The following is a 17,393-nucleotide window of genomic DNA, read 5'->3' on the forward strand; positions in this document are numbered from 1 at the left end:
CGCGCTCCCTACCCACCAGGTAAAGAGCAGGTCAAAACGTCCTAGGTAAGCCCGTCGGGCGAGCACCTGAAAGCCCTAACCAGCCCTCCAGGCAACGGAGTTATCTGGGTGTCGGCCGCTCCCCGCGAGCGGCTGTTGACGGCTCGGTCCGCCCCTGGAAAGCCACAAGGGGTGGAGCGAGCGCCGAGACGACACGAAGGCTCCATCCCATGCCGATTCTGAAGAAAGCAGTTGAGACGGTCCTCGCCAGCCACCCCACGTACAGCGAGGTCTTCCCGTGCGTGCCGTCCACGGCCGAGACCGGACGCAGGCTCGTCCGGGGGGTTCTCGGGATGTGGCACCTGGATGTCCTCACTGACCGCGCCGAGCTGATCGTCACTGAGTTGATCGCGAATGCCGCCAGGCATACCCCCTGCCCCGAAGTCCGTCTCGTTGTCGGGCGGCCAACTGCGACACGGGTACGCGTCGGGATCGTGGACGAGGAACCGTCGCGTCTGCCGGAGCTGAGCCACGCGGGCGACGAGGACGAATCGGGTCGCGGGCTGTTCCTCGTCGAAGCTGTAGCCGACCGCTGGGGCTGTGACCTTCAGAGTGCAGGCGGACGTCTGCGTGGCAAAGAGGTCTGGGCCGAACTCCATACCGAGGGCGACGAGTGAGGGCCCGGATGCGATGCCCTCGCTTCTTCTGGTCCCTGCCCGCCCGCCGTTTCAGCTCTGGGCCGACACCGCCAGACACCAGGCTGCCGGATCGGCCGTCTCGGCCAGCTGGGGGAAGGTCCGTTCCTCGATGAATCCATCGTGGATCACCGGTGACTGCTGGCTCGGCTGCGAACGGACCGGAGTGCGGGTGATCTGGCTCGGCCCGGTTCAGTGGGACGGGCAGCACGCCCCCTTCTACGCATGTGAGCTGTGCCTTGATCGTCTCAAGGCACAGGCCCTCACCTACCTCATGGGGCATTGATCGGCCTCCGCTCGATCAGCCCCTCGTACACGACTTCCCGGCGGGAGCGGGCGGTCCGGCCAGCGCTTTCTGTGCGGGCCGCGCCCCCTCGTGCCGGGCGGCCAGGAGCTGGTCCGAGGGCCAGCCGTCCGGTATCGCTCTTCTGGTGGCTCCTGGTGGGCATTCCAGCCCAGCTCAGCAACAACCAACGATGAAGAGGAGTGCAGCATGACGCGCAGCACCGTGGTGCCCAGTCGCACCGAAGTACGACCGCAGATTCCGGGTGCATCAGACGGCTTCGACCTGGATGTCTCGCTCGTGGAGATCGCCGACCCGGCAGGTCTGGTCAACCTGACCGACGACAACTGCGGTTCCACCTGCGGCGCCTGCACCACCAACGTCGCCTGACGCCTGAATTGAAACCCCAGGTCACCTTCGGTCTGGTGCCGTCGCGCTCCCGCGCGGCGGCGCCAGCCGTCCATCCCTTCGCCCACGGAGGTCATCGGTGGTTGCTCAACCCACAGTGTTCCGAGCCGGTTCCACTGCCCTCGTGCGCGCCGTGGCCCGATCGTTTCTGCCGGTTCCTCCGTGCCCTGACCCGGATGACCACTCTTCCGACGGTTCCTCTTCCTGCGTGACGTGGCTTCGCGCGGTCTGGGCGGACCAGCACATCGTCGGCGCCGTGGCGCACTCCAGCCCAGCCTTGGCCATGCAGGTGCGGGCCGTGTGTACCACCGAGAATCCTCCCCTTCGAGACATACGGCGCGTGGCGCTGTCGGTGTCCCGATACCTCCTGCGGGCCCAGCACCGGGCCACGCCCTTCGGCCTGTTCGCCGGAGTGACTACTGTGGCGTTCGGCTCGCAGGCACGTGCGGAGTGGGGCAAGGCACACGTGGCCGTGGGCCGCGCGGGTGCGGAGTGGCTCGCCGCTGTGGTCGAACGGCTCGAGTCCTGCCCGGAACTCCTCGACCAGCTGCCCGTCGTCGTCAACAACACCGTGATGAGCCGGGGGGACCGGCTCATCGTGCCGTTCCAACCCGATCCGATTGACGACCGGATGCGCGCGGTCGAGGCATCCCTGGCTCTGACAGAGCCGGTGCGTGCGGTCCTCGCCGAGGCCCGGACGCCGATTCGCTGCGGAGCTCTCGCGGAAAGGCTCCGGGCGGAGTTCCCCGAGGCCGATACGGAGAAGGTGCACCGTCTGCTTGCGGAGCTGGTCCGGAGGCGAGTGCTCATCACGAGCCTGCACGCTCCAAGTACCGAGACCGACGCCCTCGGGTATCTGCTCGACCAACTCGACACGATCGGCGTCGACAGCCTTGCGTCGGTAGCGGAGACGGCACGCGAGCTGCACGCGGTCCGAATGGGCTTGAAGGAGTGCGCCACGCGCGGCGGCCGGGACAGCACCGCAGCGCGGATGCGGGCCCTCGTGCCCGGCCTGCGTCGACACCCTGTTGCGCTTGACCTGCGGTTGGATGCGCGTCTCCTCCTACCGGAGGAAGTGGCTCGGGAGATCGAGCGCGCCGCCTTCATCCTGACCCGGGTGAGCACCCGCCCGTACGGGACAGCCGCGTGGAACGCCTACCACCAGCGCTTCTACGAGCGGTACGGCATCGGCACGATGGTCCCGCTCGCGGAGGTCGTCGCGGACAGCGGGACTGGCTACCCCGAAGGCTACTTGGGCAGTCCTGACGGTTCGCGTCGGCCCCGTGTCTCCGCTCGGGATGACGCCCTCGTACGCCTGGCGCAGGGTGCTGCGCTCGACCGCCGCGACGAGGTCGTACTCACTGACGAACAGATCGACGTCCTGGACGTGGGGCCCGACGAGCCACGACTGCCGCCGCATCTGGAGGTAGGGGTGCGAGTGCACGCCGCCAGTCTGAAGGACTTGCAGCGCGGACGATTCCAGCTGGAGGTCGTGAGCGTGTCGCGCGGGGCCGGCGTCTCGACAGGCCGGTTCCTCGACGTACTGGCACCCTACGAGCGTCAGGCCCTGGCCACGGAGCTGGCCGATCTTCCGGCTGCGGACAGCGACACCGTGCCCGCCCAGCTCTCCTTCCCGCCGCTGCTCCCGGAGAGCGCTCATGTCACCCGCGCCCCGCAGGTCCTGCCTACCCTGATCAGCCTCCAAGAGCACTGCGCACCGAAAGACACCGTTCTCACCCCGAAGGACCTGGCCGTGGGGTGCGATGGCCGCCGCATGTACCTGGCCGCTCCGGAACGGGGGCATCGCGTCGAGGCCGCCGGCATGAACGCGCTGAACCTGCACACGCACACTCCGCCGTTGGCACGCTTCCTCGCTGAACTGTCCCGTGCCCAGTGCGCGCAGGTCACCACCTTTGACTGGGGCGTCGCGGCAGCGATGCCGTTCCTGCCGCGCCTGCGGTACGGGCGTACGGTGCTGACCCCGGCGCGCTGGCGTCTGGAGGCGTCCGAATTGCCCGGCCGTGCTCGTCCTCGCGCTGAGTGGGACACCGCGCTCTCCGAATGGCGGGCACAGCGGGGATTGCCTCGCCGCGTGCTCCTTGTGGAAGACGACCGACGTCTCTTCCTCGACCTCGACGAAGGCGGCCATCGGACGCTCCTGCTCCGACACCTCGACCGCGCTCACCAGGCCGTACTCACCGAGGCCCCGGAACCAGAAGCGAACGGCTGGTGCGGCGGGCGAGCCCACGAGATCGTGGTGCCGCTCAGAGCGACCCGGCCGCCGTCCTGGCCGCCCCTGCCTGCTCCCACTGAGGCTCGCGCCCTCTCGTCGGCCCAGCTGCAGACTCCCGCTGCTTCATCGGTGTTGCTCGCCGCCTTGTACGGAGATCCCCGCCGCCAGGACCTCCTGCTTTCCCAACACCTCCCCGGACTCATCGAACGACTGGGCAACCCGCGGTGGTGGTTCATCCGCTTCCGTGACCCGGACCAGCACCTCCGCGTCCGCATCGCTCTCCCTGACCGCAGAACTTTCGCTCCGACGGCGCGGACTGTGAGCGCGTGGGCCGACGACCTGCGCAACGGCGGCCTGCTGGCAGACCTGCGCTATCCCACCTCTTATCGAGAAATGGGTCGTTGGGGCTCCGGTGCCGCCTGGGAGGCGGCCGAGGATGTGTTTCGGGCAGACTCGCACGCCGTTCTGGCCCAGCTCACAGAGCCGCAGAGGCCGGCGCAACGCACGCTGGTGGCGGCCCACACCGTCGCCATCGTCTCCGCGTTCCTCGGCAGCACCGAGGTCGCGATGCGCTGGCTGGCCGACCACGTCTCGCCGACGGCGCCTGCGTCCGTTCCCCGCCCGCAGTTCAGCGAGGCCGTACGGCTCGCGAACCCAGCCGACGACTGGGCCGCCCTGCGCGAGGTCCAGGGCGGAGACGCCATCGTGTCGGGTTGGGCAGAGCGCGATGCGGCACTCGCCGCGTACCGGTTGCACCTTCCCGGCCCGGACACCCAGGGCATCGCCGTCGATGACGTCCTGACCTCCCTTCTGCACGTCCACTTCGTGCGGCACGTCGCGGTGAACTTCCCCGAGGAAGAGGTGTGCCTCTACCTGGCTCGCGCTGCTGCTCTGGCGTGGACTGCCCGCACCACCAGGAGGCCGGCGTGACCGTGCTCCCGACGCTCGGCCTGGTCGATGCCGTTGCTGCGAGGCTCGCCGACCCCGGCACGGTGCCTTCCGTCCTCCAGACACATCGGCAACATCTCGCCTACGGCCCGCCCGGGATCGCGCTTCTCCACATCGAGCGGGCCGCGAACGGCCTCGGACCGTGGCAGCATGCGCACAACTGGCTCGCTGCTGCGTCCCACGGATCCCTCACGAGTGGACCCGACAGCCACCCCTTCTACGGCGTGCCCGCCTTCGCCCACGCCCTTGCCTGCGCCGCCGACCATCTTCCTGGCTCCTACCAGCGCGCCTTGGACTCGATGGACCGACAGATCGTGATCGACGTCAGACGCCGTCTCGACGCAGCGCATCGCCGCATCGATGCCGGATGTCTTCCGCAACTGGCCGAGTTCGACGTCATCCGGGGCCTGACCGGATACGGGGCTTACCTTCTACGTCGGAACCCAGACAGTCCTATGGTGCGCGCTGTCCTCGACTACTGCGTGCGCCTCACCGAACCGATCAGGGAATTCGGCGAGGACCTTCCGGGTTGGTGGACTGCGACGGGGCCCTCGGGCAGACCGGACGAACAATTCCCCGGTGGGCATGCCAACACCGGCATGGCCCACGGCATCGCCGGAGTGCTCGTGCTTCTGGCCCTCGCCGCCCGGAAGAGCACCGTTACGAACGGGCACCTCAGAGCGCTGCACACCATCCTGACCTGGCTCGACCGCTGTCAGGAGGAGACAGGCCGAGGAGCAACCTGGCCGTACTGGATCACCCGGAGCGAGCTACGTACCGGTCGCTGCGCCGCGTCCAAACTCCGGCGTTCGGCATGGTGTTACGGCACCGCCGGCCTCGCCCGCGCTCAGCAACTTGCCGCGCTCGCTATCGGAGACACCGAACGCCAGATCACGGCGGAGAACGCGCTCGCCGCCGCCCTCAGTGACCCGGCCCAGCTCGGAGCCACGACGGACAACGGCCTCTGCCACGGTTTCGCCGGCCTCACCCACATCGCCGTCCGCACGGCCGCAGACGCCCATCCCTCAACCGTCGGTCGACTCCGAGCCGCGATCCCGGGACTTTTGGCCGCGATCTGCCCGGTGGACAACGACCTCGAACGCGCGGCCACGGCACTTGTCAGCGGCACAGGAGCGGGGCCCGGCCTGCTCGATGGAGCCGCCGGAACAGCCCTGGCTCTTCTCGCTGCCGATACCGCCGCACCACCCCAGTCCGCCTGGGATTCCTGCCTGCTCATTGCCTGATTCACCGACCGAAGGACTTCGATGCCCCCTGACTGGCAGCAGCACAACATCACCTTCATCGACCGCGAGAGCGCCCGGCACGCCATCGACGAACGCCTCGGGCCCGCCCTGATCACAGCCGAGACCGAGGGGCAGCTCACCGGCTGGTGGTTCATGAACAAGCAGCCCTGGCCGCTGCGGTACCTCGCCGACGAGCCCTCCCCGATCATGGAGTCGCTGCTGAGCGATCTCGTGGGTGACGGGGCGGTCGTGTCATGGCTGCCCTCTGTCTACGAGCCCGAGTCCGAGGCATTTGGCGGTCCGGACGCTATGGACACGGCCCACGGACTGTTCCACAGCGACTCCCGCCACCTGCTCACCTACCAGCCGAGCCCGGACCACCTGGGGCGCAAGGAGACTGCGGTCCTGCTGGCGAGCGCCATGATGCGCGGCGCCGGACTCGACTGGTTCGAGCAGGGCGACGTATGGGCGAAGGTCTCGGCTCTTCGGCCGCCCACCGACCCAGCGCGCTCCGAGAGAGCCGCTGAGTTGGTTCCGGCGATGCGGAAGCTCATGACCGCTGACGCCTACAGCCTCTGCAACCAGGGTGGTCCACTCCACGCGCACGAGGAGTGGGTGACCGCCTTCGAACGGGCCGGTGCCGCGCTCGCCGCGCTGGCCTGCCGCGGCACCCTCACACGCGGCCTGCGAGCCGTCATAGCCCACCACATCATCTTCCACGCCAACCGCGCCGGTCTCATCAGGGACGACCAGAGCGCTTTGTCCAACATTGCACGAGAGGCAGTCATGGGAACGAGTGACCACACCGCGTCGCCGACCGAGTCGACGAGCGACGCCGATAGCGTGAAAGGGGTGAACACCGACACGATCGTTACTCCGACGTCCGATGCCGCGCGCCTCCGTAACGCCCTGGTGGACCAGCTCCGCGCTGACGGAAGCGCCCGCGCTCCCGGCGTGGAGACCGCGTTGCGGACCGTGCCCCGTCACGTGTTCGTGCCCGATGTGCCGCTCGAAGACGCATACGCCAACGCGCCGGTGCACATCAAGTACGACACTGACGGCAGCTCGATCTCCTGTGCCTCCCAGCCGGGCGTGGTCGCCCTCATGCTGGACCAGCTCGACGCCCAGCAAGGCGAGCGCGTCCTCGAACTTGGCGCAGGCACCGGTTACAACGCCGGTCTGCTCGCCCACCTGGTCGGTGAGAGCGGGCACGTCACCACGCTCGATGTCGACGACGACCTCGTAGAGGGCGCCCGCGCGCATCTCTCCGCCGCCGGAATCACCAACGTTGAGGCGGTCACCCGAGACGGGGCCCTCGGCTACGCGGAAGGTGCGCCGTACGACCGAATCATCGCCACCGTAGGCGCGCACGGCGTGCCGCACGCCTGGTTGCAGCAGCTTGCTCCCGGGGGCCGGCTTCTCGTCCCGCAGCGGCTCAAGGGCACGGTGTCCCGCTCCATCGCCTATGAGCAGCGCGATGGCCGGTGGATGTCCCTCGGTAGCGAGATGAACACCTTCATGCCGCTCAGGCGGGGCATCGCTGACGACGACCGCCGGGTCATCCCGCTCAGCACGGACGGAACCGTACGGCTCCAGGCCCCCGCCGGGCAGACAATCGACGCCGAGGCCCTCGACGGCGTCCTGCACGAGCCGCGCACCGAGGAGTGGACGGGCATGACGGTCCGTGCCATGGAGTCGCCGGAGTGGATGGAACTGTTCCTCACCTGCTCCCTTCCCTCCGGCCTGATCCGGATGCTCTTCCCGCAAGTCGCCAAGGGCACTTTGCTCACCGAGGACCCCTACCCCTCCTCGACCGCAGCCGTCGACAAAGGCGCCGTCACCTACCTCGCACGGCGTCTGTCTGAGAAGAAGACCTCCGAGGGCGGCAAGCTGTGGGAGTTCGGGGTCATCGGCCACGGTCCCGGCAGCGATGAACTGGCCGCAAGGGTCGCTGCGGCCATCCGCGTGTGGGACCTGGAGTACCGGGGCCGTGAAGCCACGTTCGAGATCCAGTCTCTCGACGCCCCCGCGATCGAGCAGCGAGCCGGCCTCTTCGCGCTTGACACCCCGCTGAACCGCATCGTCGTCGACTGGAGTTGACACCCCACGCGTAGTGGGCGGCGGCCGCCGGCGCGCAACCGGCGGCCACCGTGGCCTTACCCGTCTTCACGCACACCTGGGGGAGTCCATGGACCCGCACGGATCCACAGCTCAGCGCTTTCCGCTCGTCGCCCGATTCCGGCCCGCCTGTCTTCCCCTGCCGAAGCGGGTGCGCGCACTCGTCGGCCTGGCCGACACCGCGGTGACGGAGACCGATCAGGGGGTGGCGTCCTCCGTCTACAACCAGGCTGCGCTCATTGCCTCCGATCTCGGCCTTGCCGACCTCGCCAGCGAGATGTGCTACGAGCATGCCGCCGCATATCTCCATGCCTGCCCCCTGCCTGCCATGAGCGCGATTCGCGGCTTGGAGCCCGTCGTCAATCTCGCCCGCCTCCATATCCGTGGTGGCCACGCCGATGTGGGTCGTCAGCGGCTGCTCGACCTGTACGCGGCTGTCGAGGCGGGCACACCAGCCAGGTTCGAAGGCGTTGCGATTCCGGCGAACCTCGCCGCCATAGATAAGGACCGCCACGAGGTCGTCGCGTGGCTGTGGCGTGTGCTGCTCGCCGACGGGACGCGCGCTCTTACTGCCGAAGGGCGCTGGTCCGAGGCATTGGCGCACATGGAGACCCACCGAGGCGTGGGCAGGCGAATGCTCGATGGGCGCCAAGTAGCGGTACTCGCCTCGCTCGCTGCGGGAGATACGGCACACGCTGCGAAGGTCCTCGCCGGTACGGTGCCCGGCGAGCCGTGGGAGCAGACTGTCACGGCATGCCTGACTGCCCTGTGGCGCCGCGACGCGGGACAACCAGTCGGCGGTTACCTGGCGGACTTGGCGGACGCCTACCTTGAGCGGGGGGCCGAGCCGGGGATGACCGTCTTCGATATCCGACTGGGCCTGACCGTCCTCGACGTGGTCGGGTCCTCCAATCTTCCGGCCGCGCACCGCATCGCCGAGGACTTGCACCGGAGAGCGACGGAGGCCGAGAACGGCTACGCGGCACGTGAGAACTTGGCGAGCTCTCTGTTCATCGAACTCGCTACGAACCGGCAAGAGCAGGACTGCCGCGCTTTGGTGCGGGCTTGCGCCCTCGGGACAGAGACCCTCCCGGACCAGATGCAAGGAGCGCTGTCAGCAGCTCTGCGTGCCGCCGACAGCGTCATTCGGAAGAGTCTCGCGCCATCAACGCCTCTGTCCCCGCGGTGAGCGCGAAGCCTGGACGGTGGCTGCCACGTGGTTGCCCTCAAGGCCCACATGAAGGAGTTCCCGCCCGTTGCCGTCACCCTGCCCTGGGCCGAGCCGGGCGGCGAACCGAAGACCGCCCGCCACCTCTTCGTCGATGACGAGAGCCGGGCCTACAACCGCAGCGTCTTCAACATGGGTGCCTGGAAGCTGGCCCTGGCCGCCGCTGGTGTAATCCCTCCCCGCGAGCGCGGTGCGAGGTACCTCCAGGCGGTTCCGAAAGACGGCATGCACGCCCTCCGGTACGCGTGCGCCTCCGTGCTCCTGAACGCGGGGGAGAACATCAAGGTGCTCTCCGAGTCCCTGGGGTACTCGGACCCGCAAGGCGATCGACGACGTCTTCAGCGAAGCCGAGGCGGGAGGACGGCGGTACGCCGAAGGCTCATGGCACAGCAGTGGTCCCGCCGAAACCCATGTGCCCTCAATGTGCCCTGGCCGCCTGACGGCCTCTACAGACACATGACGAGGGCGGTGCCCGGAAACCCCGCCCGAATCCAGCGAAACCCCGGGTCAGGGCCAGACCAGGCAGTACGCCTGATGCCCCGCGTCGTGCAGCCGGTGGGAGAAGTCCTGCCACTCGTGGAGCAGCTGGTAGACGTTGAAGGCGTCGCGCGGGCCGCCGCGGTCGGGGACCGTGGACCAGATGAAGGCCGCCGCGCCGACCGACTCCTCGCCGACGCCGCGCAGCGGGTCGACGACGGTCATCGGGAGTTTGACCACGGCGTAGTCGGGGTGGAGGACGACCAGTTCCAGCGGGGGGACCTTGTGCAGGGGTATGCCCTGGATTCCGGTCAGGACCATGGCGGCCACGGTCTCCGGCTTGATCTTGGTGAACATGCCGCCCATGCCGAGCTCGTCACCGCCGAGCTCCTCCGGGCGCATCGAGATGGGCACGCGGGCGGCGGTGGCGCCGTCCGGGGCGCCGAAGTACTTGTAGGTCACCCCCATCCCGCCCCCGCTCCTGGTCCCGGGGGGCGGCGTGCTCTCCGCGCCCCTGCTCTGGGCGCGCTCCGCCCTGCGCCGGTGCCGCCCTCGCCGGGCAGGCTCGGGCCCCAGGTCGTCGGTCCCTTCGCCCACTCCGCCACCGCGATGCATATCTCATCCACCCGACTACTTCTTAGGAGACACAGCCCCCGCCGCGCAACCCGATCATCGTGTCAGTGACCTCCCCCGCGGGCGTGCGGTGAAACACCTGTCCGCAAGACCGTCCGTGCCTCTGACACCATGGCATGTGTGAGCTTTCCCTATGTCGCCCCAGTTTCGCAGACGTGAGGGTGTCGACGCTCTTTCGTGATACGAGGGGAGCGCGCTCTCTGCTCACCGGTGGCCGGGATGAGTTTGGATTTTCCGGCCCGGCCTCCCGATACCCGAATCGCAGATCAGGACCAAAGTGGCGTATTCATACGAAGCCCCAGTTTCGCAGTCGCTGTTCGACCGGGCGTCCGTCGTGACGCCCGGCGGCGTGAACTCTCCCGTGCGTGCCTTCCGGGCCGTGGGCGGTACGCCCCGGTTCATGGTGTCCGGCACCGGTCCGTACCTCACCGACGCCGACGGCCGTGAGTATGTCGACCTCGTGTGCTCGTGGGGGCCGATGATTCTCGGCCACTCTCATCCCGAGGTCATCGCCGCTGTCCAGGAGGCGGTGTCCCGGGGTACCTCCTTCGGTACGCCGGGTGAGGGCGAGGTCGCGCTCGCCGAGGAGATCGTGGCGCGGATCGAGCCCGTCGAGCAGGTGCGCCTGGTCTCCTCCGGCACCGAGGCGACCATGTCGGCGATCCGGCTGGCCCGCGGTTTCACGGGCCGCGCCAAGGTCGTGAAGTTCGCCGGCTGCTACCACGGGCACGTGGACGCGCTGCTCGCCGCCGCCGGTTCGGGCGTGGCCACCTTCGGGCTGCCCGACACCCCCGGCGTCACGGGCGCCACGGCCGGCGACACCGTCGTGCTGCCGTACAACGACCTGGACGCGGTCCGCGCCGCGTTCGCCGCGCACCCGGGCGAGATCGCCTGCGTGATCACCGAGGCCTCGCCCGGCAACATGGGCGTCGTCCCGCCCGCGGACGGCTTCAACGCCGGCCTCAAGGAGCTGTGCGCGGCGAACGGCGCCCTGTACATCTCCGACGAGGTCATGACGGGCTTCCGTACGTCGAAGGCCGGCTGGTACGGCGTCGACGGTGTCCGGCCCGACCTGATGACCTTCGGCAAGGTGATGGGCGGCGGCTTCCCCGCCGCGGCCTTCGGCGGTCGCGGCGACGTGATGGCGCACCTGGCCCCGGCCGGCCCGGTCTACCAGGCGGGCACCCTCTCCGGGAACCCGGTCGCCACCGCCGCCGGGCTCGCCCAGCTGCGGCTGCTGGACGACGCGGCGTACGCGAAGATCGACGCGGTCTCCGCCGAGCTGCGCTCCCTGGTGGGCGAGGCGCTCACCAAGGAGGGCGTCGCCCACACCGTGTCCGCCGCGAGCAACATGTTCTCCGTCTTCTTCACCGACGAGCCCGTCCGTGACTACGACGACGCCAAGAAGCAGGACGTCTTCCGCTTCACCGCGTTCTTCCACGCGATGCTGGAGCAGGGCGTCTACCTGCCGCCCTCGGCGTTCGAGTCCTGGTTCGTCTCCACGGCCCACGACGAGCGGGCGATCGAGCGCGTCGCCGCCGCCCTGCCCGCCGCCGCCCGCGCCGCATCGGAGGCCACCGCATGAGCGAGAAGAGCACCGGCCCCGAAAGCGCCGGCCGCGACGAGCGGCTGACCGTGGTGCACGTGGTCCGGCACGGCGAGGTGCACAACCCGGACGGCGTCCTCTACGGCCGCCGCCCCGGCTACCACCTCTCCGACCTGGGCCGGCAGATGGCCGACCGGGTCGCCGAGCACCTGGAGAAGCGCGACATCACCCATGTCGTCGCCTCCCCGCTGGAGCGCGCCCAGGAGACGGCCACACCCGTCGCCAAGGCGCACGGCCTGGACCTGGCCACTGATGCCCGGCTGATCGAGGCCGCCAACGTCTTCGAGGGCAAGACCTTCGGCGTCGGCGACGGCGCGCTGCGCAAGCCGGACAACTGGAAGCACCTCACCAATCCGTTCAAGCCGTCCTGGGGCGAGCCGTACGTCGACCAGGTCGTCCGGATGATGGGCGCGCTGGACGCCGCCCGGGACGCGGCGCGCGGGCACGAGGCGGTCTGCGTCAGCCACCAGCTGCCGATCTGGATCCTGCGCTCGTACGTGGAGCGCCGCCGCCTCTGGCACGACCCGCGCAAGCGGCAGTGCACGCTGGCCTCGCTGACCAGCTTCACCTACCGGGGCGACCGGATCGTCTCGGTCGGCTACTCGGAGCCGGCCCGGGACCTGGTGCCCGTGCACCTGCTGGCCGGGGCCAAGCCGGTGAAGGGGAAGCCGGGGCAGTCCAAGGCGTTCGGCGCGTAGCCGTATAGCGCTGCAGCGGTCGCCGCAGCCGCTGGAACAGTGTGTGGGACATGACGGGACCGGTCGCCGGAGCAACGGCGGCCGGTCCCGTCCCCCTTTGTACGAGGGCGATGTGCCGGGCCGTCAGATGCCGGCCGGTTCGTGGAAAATCAAGCTCCGTTTTAGTTAGCTTAGGCTAAGCTAAGTTGACCTCAGGTGGGTGGGACGACGTCCCGTCGGGCCCGGTCGTGCGGGCGGCGGCGGTGGCCGTCGTGACCACCGCGGCAGCGGTGAACGCTGCGCCCCTGCGACCGTCGTGACCGCTTCGAACGTCTCGCCTTCCCTGTCCCCGCTGTGACCCGTGGTGGCAGTGGTTCCCGTGGGGCTCGTCGTGGTCGCGAACGCCTACGACGAAACGGTGTAACGATGACGCGCACTGCCCCCGGAGACGTGCTCGACCGGAGACCGTCGGAGCGGTCCCTCCCGGTGAGGCCGGCCGATGAGTGACGCCGTCCGTGCGGCGGACGCCGCCCCCCGGCCGGTCACCGGCCCCCGTATAGCCCGACTCGCCCGCCAACTCGAAGCCGCCCGGGACGCCGCCGCCCGGGACGCCCTGACCGAGGCGTTCTGGGACGGGGTCACCCGATCCGGAACCCCGCTCGTCGAAGCGCTCGACGACGCCCCCGGCCATCGCGCCGTCACCTTCCTCTGGCGCGGCCACCGCGCGACCCGCCAGGTCCTCCTGATGGCGACCGGCATCGGCGACCGCGACCGGCCGGCCGACTCGCTCCTCCACCACCTCCCGGGCACCGACATCTGGTACCTCGGCTACCGGCTGCGCGCCGACCACCGCGGGTCCTACCGGCTGGTGGCCGACATCTCCCCGGGTCCCGCGCCCGCCGATCCCGTCCGGCTCCAGCGGCGGCTGGTGGCGCTGATGGCGCACGGCGTGGCCGACCCGCTCAACCCCCGCCGCCTGCCGGTCCGCTGGCGCGCCGTGGAGAACTCGGTGTTCGCCCTGCCGGAGGCCCCGCCGCAGCCCTGGGCCGGTCGGCGGACCGGTATCGGGCGCGGCACCGTCGAACGGCACACCGTCACCGGCCGGGCCCTGGGCGAGGAGCGCGAGGTCTGGGCGTACCTGCCGCCGGAGGGGGCGGGCCACGCGGCCGGTCCCGGCGCCGACGGGCCGCTGCCGGTGCTCGTGCTCTGCGACGGCGACATGTGGTTCGGGCGGCTCGGCTTCCAGGACGCGCTGGACGCGCTGATCGCCGACGGGGCGCTGCCGCCGCTCGTCGTGCTCGCCCCGGACGCCGTCGACGCCGCGACCCGGCGGCGCGACCTGGGCGGGCGCGAGGCCTACGCCGCCTTCCTCGCCGACGAACTGCTGCCCTGGGCGCGCGCCCGGTGGCCGCTGACCGCCGACGCGGACCGTACCGCCGTCTCCGGCCAGGGGTTCGGCGGGGCGGCGGCGCTGTACGCCGGTCTCACCCGGCCCGAACGCTTCGGCCGGGTGCTCGTCCAGTCGCCGTCGCCGGGATGGTCGCCCGGCGAGGGGCCGCGTACGGACGGCGGCGAGCGATGTACGGACTCCGGCGGGCCGCGTACGGGCGCCGACAGGCAGCGTACGGACTCCGGCGAGTGGCGTACGGACGTCGGCGGGCCGCGCTCGGACAGTGGCGAAAGCGCCCGGCCCGTCGTCCATCTCGGTCTCGGCCTGCAGGACGGGGCCGCGGCGGCCGAGCACGGTGAGGCCCTCGTCGCGGTGCTGCGCGCCCGGGGGCACCGGGTCGTCCGCACCGTCCACAACGGCGGCCGCGACCACGCCTGCTGGCAGGGGCTCCTGGTCGACGCCCTGGTGGAGGCCTTCCGGCAGGAGTGGCCGGCGGACGGTCTTCACGCCCGCGCATGAGTTCGAGGTTTCAGGGAATCCGACCCGTCGGCCGGCGATCCGTCGGCCGATGGCAGAACTGCGGAGGGCTGTCGCCGCGTCCCTCCGCAGAGATGCCCGCAAGGGCGTGCGAGCGCCGTACGGACGTCGCACCAAGATCGGCCGTCGGCCGACAAGGTAAAGCGTAAAGAAAGTCCCCAAATGCACGGAACCGACGTGTTACGCGCCTCATCTAACCCTTCAGCAGTTTGTATGGGCTTGAGATAAAACGACCGCAGATGGGGACGGTATGCGCGACATCAATCGAAGGGGCCTGCTCGGGGCGGGGCTCGGCGCCGCGGCCGCGATCGGACTCGCCGGCTGTGGCGCCTCGGGCTCCTCCGGCGACGGAGGGTCCGGCCAGGGCGGCAACGGCGACGCCGGCACCGGCGGCAACGGCAGCGGAAACGGTTCGCCGAAGAACAAGGTCCGGCTGATCGGCGACGGCTCGACCGCCGACACCGGCAAGCAGCCCCACCAGCCGTCGGCGCCCGTTCCGCTCGAACCCGGCCAGAAGCCGCCGCAGTTCGTGATCTTTTCCTGGGACGGCGCGGGCGAGGTCGGCAACGGGCTCTTCCCGCGCTTTCTCGAACTCGCCAAGGAACACGACGCGGCGATGACGTTCTTCCTCTCCGGGATCTATCTGCTGCCCGAGTCGAAGAAATCCCTCTACCGTCCGCCGAACAACCCCCGCGGCGCCTCCGACATCGGCTATCTCACCGACGACCACGTCAAGGACACGCTGAAGTACGTGCGCCAGGCATGGCTGGACGGCCATGAGATCGGCACCCACTTCAACGGGCATTTCTGCGCCGGTTCCGGATCCGTGGAGCGCTGGACTCCGGCCCAATGGCACAGCGAGATCAATCAGGCTGTGTCCTTCGTCACGGAATGGCGGACCAACACCGGCTGGGAGAACGAGGACCCGCTCCCGTTCGACTATCGCAAGGAACTGATCGGCGGCCGCACCCCGTGCCTGCTCGGCCAGGACAATCTCCTGCCGACCGCGAGCAAGCTGGGCTGGCGCTACGACGCGAGCTCGCCCGGCGGCCGTCAGACCTGGCCCGTGAAGCGCGGCGGCGTCTGGGATCTGCCGCTGCAGGCGATGCCGTTCCCGGGGCACTCCTTCGAGGTGCTCTCGATGGACTACAACATCCTCGCCAACCAGTCGCAGAATTCGACCAAGGGCATGCCCTCGCGTTATCCGGGCTGGCGCAAGCAGGCGACCGACGCCTATCTCGCCGGTTTCCAGCGCGCGTACGAGTCGAATCGCGCGCCGTTCTACATCGGCAACCACTTCGAGGAGTGGAACGGCGGCATCTATATGGACGCCGTGGAAGAAGTGATCAAGAAGGTCGCGGACAAGGACGACGTACGTCTCGTCTCGTTCCGGCAGTACGTCGACTGGCTCGACGCCCAGGATCCCGCCGTGCTCGCCAAGCTCCGGACACTGGAGGTCGGTCAGGCGCCCGCCGGTGGTTGGAACTCCTTCTTTAAACAGGCTTGACAAGGGGCTTTACGGGCACCGAGGGGGGCGCGGGGAAGCCCGGAAACTGCCATGCGAAACTTTTCACATGAGCTTTGGCCGCGCATCCCGACGCCGCTTCACCCTGCTCGCCGCCACCGCCGTGGCCGGTGCCCTGACGCTGACCGCGTGCGGCGGCGGCAACAAGGCCGGGGGCGGCGGCAACACCAACTTCATCACCGGCAGCGGAGGCATCTCCACCGCCGCGAAGGGCGACCGGGTGGCCGCGCCGAAGCTCGACGGCAACACCCTGGAGGGCAAGCCGCTCGACCTCGCCGACTACAAGGGCAAGGTCGTCGTGCTCAACGTGTGGGGCGCCTGGTGCGGCCCCTGCCGGCTGGAGGCGAAGTACTTCGCGAAGGTCTCCGAGGAGACGAAGGACCAGGGCGTCCAGTTCGTCGGGATAAACACCCGGGACCCCGAGCGGGACAAGGCGATCAACTTCGAGAAGGACTACGGGGTGAAGTACCCCAGCTTCTACGACCCGATCGGCAAGCTCATCCTCCGCTTCCCCAAGGGCACCCTGAACCCGCAGGCCATCCCGTCCACCGTGGTCATCGACCGGGACGGGAAGATCGCGGCCCGCACGCTCCAGGCGCTGAACGGCGAAGAGCTGCGCAAGATGATCGACCCGATCATCGCGGAGAAGTGATCCGGTGACCACGCTCGCCATGGCCAACGAGACCGTCCTGTCCGGGGCGCTGCTGGTCGCTCTGCCGCTCGCCCTGCTGGCCGGGCTCGTCTCCTTCTTCTCCCCCTGCGTCCTGCCGCTCGTCCCCGGCTACCTCAGTTACGTCACCGGAGTCAGCGGCACCGACCTGGCCGACGCGCGCCGGGGCCGGGTGGTGGCGGGCGCCTCGCTGTTCGTCCTCGGCTTCACCGCCGTGTTCGCCTCCACCGGCGCGCTCTTCGGCTACTTCGGCCAGGAGCTCCAGATGCACGCCGAGGTGCTCAACAAGGTCCTCGGCGGCCTGATGATCCTCATGGGCGTCTTCTTCATGGGGCTCCTGCCGGGCGTGACGCAGCGCGAGTTCCGCCTCCACAAGCGGCCGGCGGCCGGACTGGCCGGCGCGCCGCTGCTCGGCGCGCTCTTCGGGATCGGCTGGACGCCGTGCATCGGCCCGACCCTCGCCTCGGTGCTGGCGCTGTCGACCGAGAGCGCCACCGCCGGACGCGGCGCGATACTGACCGTCGCGTACTGTCTCGGACTCGGTGTCCCGTTCGTCCTGGCCGCCGTCGCCTTCCGCAAGGCGCTCGGCGCGTTCGGCTGGGTCAAGCGCCACTACGCATGGGTGATGCGGATCGGCGGCGGCATGATGATCGTGACCGGAATCCTGCTGCTGACCGGTGCGTGGGCCACGCTCATGCAGGACATGCAGAGCTGGTCCAGCGGCTTCGTTGTAGGGATCTGA

14 protein-coding genes are annotated in these 17,393 nt (G+C 69.6%); 13 read left to right on the forward strand and 1 reads right to left on the reverse strand.

Going from position 1 to position 17,393, the window contains the following annotated elements; genetic code table 11:
- The first annotated feature begins 209 nt into the window (after nt 1-209).
- From G3I54_RS38120 to G3I54_RS38145, 7 genes are all read left to right on the forward strand, one after another.
- Nucleotides 210-656 (forward strand): ATP-binding protein, encoded by a 447-nt coding sequence (locus G3I54_RS38120; protein WP_164621909.1) that lies wholly within the window; start codon nt 210-212, stop codon nt 654-656.
- 130 nt (nt 657-786) lie between these two features.
- Nucleotides 787-960, forward strand: a complete 174-nt coding sequence (locus tag G3I54_RS39200) for a hypothetical protein (RefSeq protein WP_203687754.1) — start codon at nt 787-789, stop codon at nt 958-960.
- Nucleotides 961-1,167: 207 nt separating this feature from the next.
- A complete protein-coding gene (locus G3I54_RS38125) occupies nt 1,168-1,347 on the forward strand; it encodes an FxLD family lanthipeptide (protein ID WP_016825826.1) in 180 nt (59 codons plus the stop codon).
- Nucleotides 1,348-1,573: 226 nt separating this feature from the next.
- Nucleotides 1,574-4,528 carry a lantibiotic dehydratase gene (locus G3I54_RS38130; RefSeq protein WP_164621911.1) on the forward strand — a complete coding sequence of 985 codons (2,955 nt, stop codon included), beginning with the start codon at nt 1,574-1,576 and terminating at the stop codon, nt 4,526-4,528.
- Nucleotides 4,495-5,790, forward strand: coding sequence for a lanthionine synthetase C family protein (locus tag G3I54_RS38135; RefSeq protein ID WP_164621913.1), 1,296 nt, complete (start codon nt 4,495-4,497; stop codon nt 5,788-5,790). The genes G3I54_RS38130 and G3I54_RS38135 overlap by 34 nt, the downstream gene beginning before the upstream one ends.
- A gap of 21 nt (nt 5,791-5,811) precedes the next feature.
- Nucleotides 5,812-7,890, forward strand: a complete 2,079-nt coding sequence (gene fxlM, locus G3I54_RS38140; protein WP_164621915.1) for a methyltransferase, FxLD system — start codon at nt 5,812-5,814, stop codon at nt 7,888-7,890.
- Nucleotides 7,891-7,978: 88 nt separating this feature from the next.
- Complete coding sequence (locus G3I54_RS38145; RefSeq protein ID WP_203687755.1) at nt 7,979-9,097, forward strand: hypothetical protein; 1,119 nt, start codon at nt 7,979-7,981, stop codon at nt 9,095-9,097.
- A gap of 546 nt (nt 9,098-9,643) precedes the next feature.
- Here G3I54_RS38145 and G3I54_RS38155 read toward each other — a convergent pair.
- Nucleotides 9,644-10,228 carry a hypothetical protein gene (locus G3I54_RS38155; RefSeq protein ID WP_073780093.1) on the reverse strand — a complete coding sequence of 195 codons (585 nt, stop codon included), beginning with the start codon at nt 10,226-10,228 and terminating at the stop codon, nt 9,644-9,646.
- Between the two features lie 295 nt (nt 10,229-10,523).
- Here G3I54_RS38155 and hemL point away from each other — a divergent pair, with 295 nt between their 5' ends.
- From hemL to G3I54_RS38185, 6 genes are all read left to right on the forward strand, one after another.
- Nucleotides 10,524-11,831 (forward strand): glutamate-1-semialdehyde 2,1-aminomutase, encoded by a 1,308-nt coding sequence (hemL, locus tag G3I54_RS38160; protein ID WP_343240523.1) that lies wholly within the window; start codon nt 10,524-10,526, stop codon nt 11,829-11,831.
- Nucleotides 11,828-12,550 carry a histidine phosphatase family protein gene (locus tag G3I54_RS38165; RefSeq protein ID WP_164621917.1) on the forward strand — a complete coding sequence of 241 codons (723 nt, stop codon included), beginning with the start codon at nt 11,828-11,830 and terminating at the stop codon, nt 12,548-12,550. Before hemL ends, G3I54_RS38165 begins: the two co-directional genes overlap by 4 nt.
- A gap of 478 nt (nt 12,551-13,028) precedes the next feature.
- The gene (fes, locus tag G3I54_RS38170; protein WP_164621919.1) at nt 13,029-14,438 is read left to right on the forward strand and encodes an enterochelin esterase; all 1,410 of its coding nucleotides are present in this window, start codon (nt 13,029-13,031) and stop codon (nt 14,436-14,438) included.
- Nucleotides 14,439-14,706: 268 nt separating this feature from the next.
- Entirely contained in the window at nt 14,707-15,963 is a 1,257-nt protein-coding gene (locus G3I54_RS38175) for a hypothetical protein (RefSeq protein ID WP_164621921.1), read from the forward strand.
- A gap of 67 nt (nt 15,964-16,030) precedes the next feature.
- Nucleotides 16,031-16,633 (forward strand): TlpA disulfide reductase family protein, encoded by a 603-nt coding sequence (locus G3I54_RS38180; protein ID WP_164621923.1) that lies wholly within the window; start codon nt 16,031-16,033, stop codon nt 16,631-16,633.
- 19 nt (nt 16,634-16,652) lie between these two features.
- Nucleotides 16,653-17,393 carry a cytochrome c biogenesis protein CcdA gene (locus tag G3I54_RS38185; protein ID WP_164621962.1) on the forward strand — a complete coding sequence of 247 codons (741 nt, stop codon included), beginning with the start codon at nt 16,653-16,655 and terminating at the stop codon, nt 17,391-17,393.

It is taken from the genome of Streptomyces sp. SID14515, assembly GCF_010548505.1.
Classification (GTDB): domain Bacteria; phylum Actinomycetota; class Actinomycetes; order Streptomycetales; family Streptomycetaceae; genus Streptomyces; species Streptomyces caviscabies.

Excerpts from the sequence above, each read along its gene's own strand:
- G3I54_RS38155 (WP_073780093.1), bottom strand. The coding sequence starts at position 10,228 with ATGCATCGCGGTGGCGGAGTGGGCGAAGGGACCGACGACCTGGGGCCC.
- G3I54_RS38175 (WP_164621921.1), top strand. The coding sequence starts at position 14,707 with ATGCGCGACATCAATCGAAGGGGCCTGCTCGGGGCGGGGCTCGGCGCC.
- G3I54_RS38165 (WP_164621917.1), top strand. The coding sequence starts at position 11,828 with ATGAGCGAGAAGAGCACCGGCCCCGAAAGCGCCGGCCGCGACGAGCGG.
- G3I54_RS38185 (WP_164621962.1), top strand. The coding sequence starts at position 16,653 with ATGGCCAACGAGACCGTCCTGTCCGGGGCGCTGCTGGTCGCTCTGCCG.
- G3I54_RS38125 (WP_016825826.1), top strand. The coding sequence starts at position 1,168 with ATGACGCGCAGCACCGTGGTGCCCAGTCGCACCGAAGTACGACCGCAG.
- fxlM (WP_164621915.1), top strand. The coding sequence starts at position 5,812 with ATGCCCCCTGACTGGCAGCAGCACAACATCACCTTCATCGACCGCGAG.
- G3I54_RS38180 (WP_164621923.1), top strand. The coding sequence starts at position 16,031 with ATGAGCTTTGGCCGCGCATCCCGACGCCGCTTCACCCTGCTCGCCGCC.
- G3I54_RS38120 (WP_164621909.1), top strand. The coding sequence starts at position 210 with ATGCCGATTCTGAAGAAAGCAGTTGAGACGGTCCTCGCCAGCCACCCC.
- fes (WP_164621919.1), top strand. The coding sequence starts at position 13,029 with ATGAGTGACGCCGTCCGTGCGGCGGACGCCGCCCCCCGGCCGGTCACC.
- G3I54_RS38145 (WP_203687755.1), top strand. The coding sequence starts at position 7,979 with ATGGACCCGCACGGATCCACAGCTCAGCGCTTTCCGCTCGTCGCCCGA.
- G3I54_RS39200 (WP_203687754.1), top strand. The coding sequence starts at position 787 with ATGAATCCATCGTGGATCACCGGTGACTGCTGGCTCGGCTGCGAACGG.